Annotated in this window: 3 protein-coding genes and 1 pseudogene; all 4 read left to right on the top strand. The window is 64.9% G+C overall.

All coding sequences use genetic code 11. The annotated features are described in order from the left end of the window. A pseudogene (locus ACESNG_RS13570) lies at positions 1-1,650 on the top strand (hypothetical protein); the annotation flags it as partial. Positions 1,651-1,697: 47 nt separating this feature from the next. Next, positions 1,698-2,684 carry an AAA family ATPase gene (locus ACESNG_RS13575; RefSeq protein ID WP_373065482.1) on the top strand — a complete coding sequence of 329 codons (987 nt, stop codon included), beginning with the start codon at positions 1,698-1,700 and terminating at the stop codon, positions 2,682-2,684. Continuing rightward, positions 2,681-4,594: a hypothetical protein gene (locus ACESNG_RS13580; RefSeq protein WP_373069387.1), complete on the top strand. Its 1,914-nt coding sequence runs from the start codon at positions 2,681-2,683 to the stop codon at positions 4,592-4,594. The genes ACESNG_RS13575 and ACESNG_RS13580 overlap by 4 nt, the downstream gene beginning before the upstream one ends. 606 nt (positions 4,595-5,200) lie before the next feature. Then, positions 5,201-5,731: a PH domain-containing protein gene (locus ACESNG_RS13585; protein WP_373069389.1), complete on the top strand. Its 531-nt coding sequence runs from the start codon at positions 5,201-5,203 to the stop codon at positions 5,729-5,731. The last annotated feature ends 260 nt before the right edge of the window (positions 5,732-5,991 follow it).

Genomic DNA, 5,991 nt, shown 5'->3' on the forward strand with positions numbered 1-5,991 from the left:
AGCCTGCGTAAAATGATCAAAACGGCGGTGGAGGCGGGCGAGGCCTCCCCTGTGGCCCCGCTCCATGTGCGCGTCGTCGCGGAGGCCAAACGCCTCGGGGTCGGTGTCCCCTCGTACGACACGGTGAAACGCTGTGTCGCCCTCCTCGGGCGTGGGCAGGCCACGGCAGCACGGTTCGGCGCGCGCGTGTCGCAGCTCGAAGGGGCGGTACATAGCACGGTGCCGGCGCGGTTCCCCCACGACGTGTGGACGCTCGACGAATTTGCCGCGCCCTGGTTCTCGCGAGCGTTCGATCCCGACGTCGAGGAATGGTTCTCCCTGCGGCCGACGGTGATCAAGATCGCCGATCATCTCACGAGCGCGGTCGTCGGGTACTGGCTGGTCGACCCGACGGTCCGACGAGATCCGGTCACGGGGCGCGTGATGCGCAGCGGGTTTGAAGCGAGCGACGTGTTGGCCGCGCTGATCGGCGCGGCTTGGGGTGGGCCACTCGCGACGCCGGCGACTGCGGATTTCGTGGGGTACCTGCCACGCACGTTGCGCTGGGACAACCACACGACGCACGCAAAGTTGCGGCCGATCCTGAAGGATCTCGGTGAGCGACTGGCAGTAGACGTCGCGTCGTTCCACCCCGCCTCGGAGGATCTACGCGTCGATGCCCTCGACGAAGATGCGGACGAGGTCACCGAGTCCGCCGGTCGGCCATACTCCGGCGACGAAAGCGGTATGCACGTGCCGAAGTTGCCGCGAATGCGCCCCATCAACCGCGGGAAGATCGAGCGCATCATCGGCGTGGTGAAAGCGCTGTGCGCCGATTTCCCGAGTCACATCGACCGCGTGATCCCGATGGATCGCTTGGCGCAGGATCCGAAGTCCGAACGAGACCAAAGCGCCGGTGCGGGCTCACGCGTGTTCCGGAAGGAGCCCATCAACGTGATGCGCCTGCCGAATATCGAAGAATCCCGCTCCATGCTGGACGGCCGCGTGCGCTTTTTCAACAGCGAACACGTGTCGAAGCGCGTCCGGATGACGCGGCGGGCGCATTTCCGCAGCCGGTGGGACGCCAAGCAGGCGCGGCGTGGCGTTGACGTGTTGGGGGCGCTCGAGACCAAGGCGACGCTGGTGACGGACGAGGGCATTGTGCACCACCACGACGGGGGGTCCACGGTGTTCGCTTATAGCGTAGACGGGAAATTCCAGTGGATGCTCGACGCTGAGGTGACGTACAAGGCCGACCCGCTGCAGCGCGGGATCTTCGCCAACAACGAGGGCCGGTGGTATTGGCTGTCGCCGAAAGTCGAATGGGCCAGTCAGCCTGGGCGAGCCGAAGAAGTCGCGCGGCAAGCGACGGCGAACTCGCGGTTCTACGCGGCGCAATCCCATGCCGCGCGTGGCGCTAAAAAGGACGATCTCTACGGGCCAGGGGCGACGGCGGCCGACGAGGAGGAGGCGCGGACGCATCTGCGCAGGCAGCGCGATGCCGCCAAGTCGCCAGAGGCGCCGCCGTCCGACACGAACGCGCCGCCGACACCGCCCCCGGCGCCGTCGGTGGAGTCTGCGACGGATCCGCTGCCGCGCCCGTCGCGGCGGAGCCGGTTGGACCGTCTGCAGGATGATGCCGGGCAAGACGGGTTGGATGCGGTAGGCTGAATTCACGACCCCGCGTATCGCACGCTCTCACTTCACCCGACCCCGCCATGCCCGTCCAGCTGACACTCGGAACACACAACGTCGATCACGTGACGGCGGCGGAGGAGCTGCGCATTCCGGCACTCGACGCCGTGCACGCGATGGGCGCCGTGCTCGCCTCCACGCAAGACGCGTTGAACAAGGCGCTGCAGCTCAAAACGGGCATTCTGCTCATCGGCCCGAAATGGAGCGGCAAAAGCACGGCGGTAGGTCGCGCAATCCGCCTGCTTCGTGATGAGGAGGAGCGACTGCTGGCGGCGATGCCCGAGGCGTATCGTGTGCGCCGGGTCCTCACGACACACGGCCTACAGAGCAAGACGGCGCGCGAGTTTCTCCTCGCGCTCCTCCAGAAGGTGTCGCCCGGCCTCCGGGATCGCCACCTTGGCATGCGAAAGGACGACGACACGCTACGGCATGAGCTGGTGTCCGCGCTCCTCAACAAGAATTACGGCGTGATCGTGTGCGACGAGGCGGAATACCTCAATGACCGCGCAGTTGATCAGCTCCGGAAAATCATGGCGGATGCGACCGAGCGAGACGACCGACGGGTCGTGGTCGGTCCAGACGGGGAGTCGTACAAGGCGGCCGGCGTCGGCGTGCTCCTCGTCGGCACGTCCAAGTTGTTGGACGTCGTCCGCGGCGACGCCGACAACGGCCACCGGTGGTCCGAAGCGATCCACGTCGACACGCTGCCGCCCAACGCCATCGGGCCCTGTTATCAGGCTATTTTCCCCGGGTTCGGCCACCACATCACCAGCATCGGGGTGGACGAGTGGGCGACGTTCTGCGCCAATCACGTGGCGCTCGGTCGCAAGATGCCGGTCGGGAAAATCGTGCTGCATGCGCGGCGCTATTTCTCCGCGTTCCTGTCGTCGGAGTTGGCGGATGCGCAGACGAACGTGGCGCGGGAGACGGTGCCGTTCAACCGCGCGTTGTTCCTGTACACGCTGGACGCGGCGCCGTCGCCCGCCGGATCGCGGCACGGTTCCAAGTGACGAACCGACGGCCACGCGCGGACAAGGCAGACCACGCCACCGCGCCAGACATCGCCGGGACCGATTCCAAGAAGGACCGCGTGGCGCGCGCGTGGCTGCGGGCGGGTAACGCGCTCGGATATGCGCTGCGCTCCCGAGACGTGGCCAAGCAGTGGCCGCAGTTCGGAGACGGTGAACGTCCACGGCCGTTGTCGGTCACGGTGCACGGACTCGTCCGCGATGGCATCCTGCGACGCGTCGACGACCAGCCAGGCGGGAGCACGTACGTTCACGTGGACGCCGCCCCAGTCCGCCCGGTGCCGGTGGACGGCACCCACTTTCGCGTCGCCGTGCTCTTGGCGCTGGCGTACGCGGCGGAGCGCGCGCAGCGATTTGTCACCACGCGTGACGTGACGGCGGCATTGCCGTTCGTGGGCTATCACGGGGCGGTCGACAAGCAGGCGAAGACCCACCTCTGGCAGATCCTCCGCGCGGAGGCGGCGCCTCGGACCTCGCGTGTGCCAGGGGCCGTAACGCAACCGGGGAGCGTGCACATGGCGACGACCACGCGCCCCGGGGCGGGCGATCCGAAACGGGCGCTCGTGTATTGGTGGTGTCCCGCGAGCCTGTCCTTCGCGCCACCGAAAAACGGCGAAGCCGCCACGGCGCGCGAAGCGGCGATCCAGTTGACGGAGGAGGCGCGACACGCGTTGGGTCACCCGACGTCGGCCGCCGAGCTCTCCCTATATATCGATTGGGTGCGCGCGACGGGTGACGACAACGGCGGCGTCCGTGCGCTTGATACCGTCGGTCTGACCCAGGCGCTCAAGGCGGCACGCCTCGATGGGGCGCAGGGCGAGTCGCCGGAGGAGTCGGGGGTCCGTGTGTTTTCGACGCCGTACACCGCGGGACGATTAGTCCCCGTTCGGTTCGGGATCGCGGCGCCGACGGCATTCGAGTCGGCCTCCATGACCGTGTGCGACATGCTGCTTCGCGTCGAGCCCGCGCGCGAGTGCGCGCTGCTGGAATCCGCGCGCGAGAACAGCACGCACTGCAGCCCGGCGGTCACTGATCTCGTCGCGCTCCGGGGGGTCGCGATGCGGGACCTGCTGAAGCGCACCCTACCCGCCGACCAGTGGCCCGCGATGATCGCGCACCAGCGAACCGCGGTGCTGCGCGTCCACGAGTGGATCAGCGCGCAGCCGGTCTGGGGGAAGGGCAGCGGTCGCGGGAAGCGCATGATGCACCTGTGCATCACGCGGATGGACGACCTCAATGCCGTGGAGCAGATCCTGTCGTGGCGGGACCTCGCCGTGCCCGAGCGCTTCGTCGATCTCGACGATCTCCGCGTGATCGGTGAGACCGCCATGATCACGTTCGATGCGCTCGCGCCCCTCGAGCGTGGGCTCAACGCGCTACAGCGTGGCCGGAGCGGCGGCGTGCACCCGGTGTTCCGTCGGGCGCGACGCATCCCTATGGCGCGTGCGGTTGGGTGGCGCATCGGCGTCGGCGCCTCACCGCTGGCCGAACAGCTCGACCGCGTGGATGCGGTGAGCGCCGCCATCGACCTCATCGGCGCGCCCGTTACCACCGCGTTGGTGGGTGACGCGATGCTGGTGTTGGGCACGCTGTTGCGAGACGTGCGCGTGGTTCAGCGTGTACTGGACGCGTCGGGTCCCGGCGATCAATGGGTGGTCCGCGGGCTCCTCGTCGCCGCCGGCTTGTTGGCGGAGCCGGTAACACCGGCACGATGGATCGGTGATGAGGCGCTCGCCGAGGCCGGTGTGTTAGGGCTTGTGGTGTCGGACCCCGATGGCGTGGGTCCCGCCCTGCGCCGGTTGCTGCCCACGGCGGCGGTGGCGGCGCGACGGCACATTGCGCAGGCGCTTGCGCAGGTGGAGTGTGGGGAGTGGCTGGCGTTGTTGGGGTAGGCGTTTTCGGTAGAGAGGCGAGTGAACATGGGCGAAGTATTTAGCCGCGGTCCGGCGACCTGCTAAGTACAGGGCCACATAGTCAGATTCGGGAACACGGCGAATTCGTTGCAGCGTCTGTCTCGCGTTCGACGGAGCTTGCCTCCCCCACGTGACACGTTGCGATGACCGGTTGAAATCGCGCGGGATTTGAAGTGCACATTGAGGCTGAGTCGGACCTCATCTCTATCATTTCTATAAAATGTGCGATGCTGACGGAGCATAGCCTGTACTAGACGGTAGAATCGTCTACAACCCCAAAGTGGCCCGATGATAGATGAATTATTCTCCGTCACTTCGCTGCACACCTCAATGACAATGCTTATGCGATCATGCTGTTTGGTGCTTAGTTTAGAATCGTCGGTGCGAGCGACCACCGCTGAAGGCGTCCAGCGGAGGCATTATTGGGATCATCAATCCATAGCTGCGAAGTCGCCTTGCTGTACTCAGTCATCTCTGGACTGACATGCTCTGTCTCCAACCAGAAAGTGACCTTGGCATTTCGCTTACCGGATGGCGAAGTGTTGTGCAATGCGCCGTACGTGTCATTCTACAGAGAGGAAGGGTATGAGCTCGTATGTTGAATCGGTCCGTGGCAGCGGTGAGACGGTGCTTCACGAAGGAAAAATCGCCTTAGTTTCCTACTGGCTTGCGCTGCCCTTTGGCGGATTTTGCCTTTTTGCTGGGGTCGCTGCGATGATTGTGGGGGTGTTTATGCAGGAGCTTTCCCAAGGTATTTCTTCCGCTGCGACGATCTACTTTGTTATGGGTGTCCTCTGCGTGGCGCCTCCTATCTTGACGAAAATGACGTCAGAGGTGGTGATCACTAATCGCCGGATCATTGCAAAGGTCGGCCTGATCAGTCGGCGCACCGTGGAGCTAAATCTCTTAAAAATCGAAAGTATCCGAGTGGATCAAGGCATCGTAGGCCGAATGCTCAACTACGGCGACATTCACATCGTGGGCACCGGGGGGTCGCAACAGCCGATCACGCGCATCGCGTATCCGCTGGAGTTTCGTCGACGTTTTGATGAAGTGCTCAGTCGCTCAGTGCGGCAGAGTGACGGCGGCGCGGACGCCGTCGTTGGTGTGCTGTAGCCGCTACCCCGAGTTCACACACTGGACAACGACTGTCAAGAAACTTTTGCTCATGTTGTCAAATTTTGACTGCGTGACAACAGTCGGCTGTCGGCACGTAGATGTGTTTTGACACGGTAGGCAGAAGTTTCTTGACAGACCAATCGACGGGTATCGGCCTCACGCCGGTACCCGGTCGTCTTCGCGGAGCCGTCCTCGAGCTCTCCGAACGGATGACGCGCGATGGCGGGACCATCTCGGTGGTGCCCGTTGGGCGAGCA

The sequence above is a fragment of the Gemmatimonas sp. genome (genome assembly GCF_041689975.1).
Lineage (GTDB): Bacteria > Gemmatimonadota > Gemmatimonadetes > Gemmatimonadales > Gemmatimonadaceae > Gemmatimonas.

What these genes read in the sequence shown, in the direction of transcription:
- ACESNG_RS13575 (WP_373065482.1), top strand. Translation starts at nt 1,698, where the DNA reads ATGCCCGTCCAGCTGACACTCGGAACACACAACGTCGATCACGTGACG.
- ACESNG_RS13585 (WP_373069389.1), top strand. Translation starts at nt 5,201, where the DNA reads ATGAGCTCGTATGTTGAATCGGTCCGTGGCAGCGGTGAGACGGTGCTT.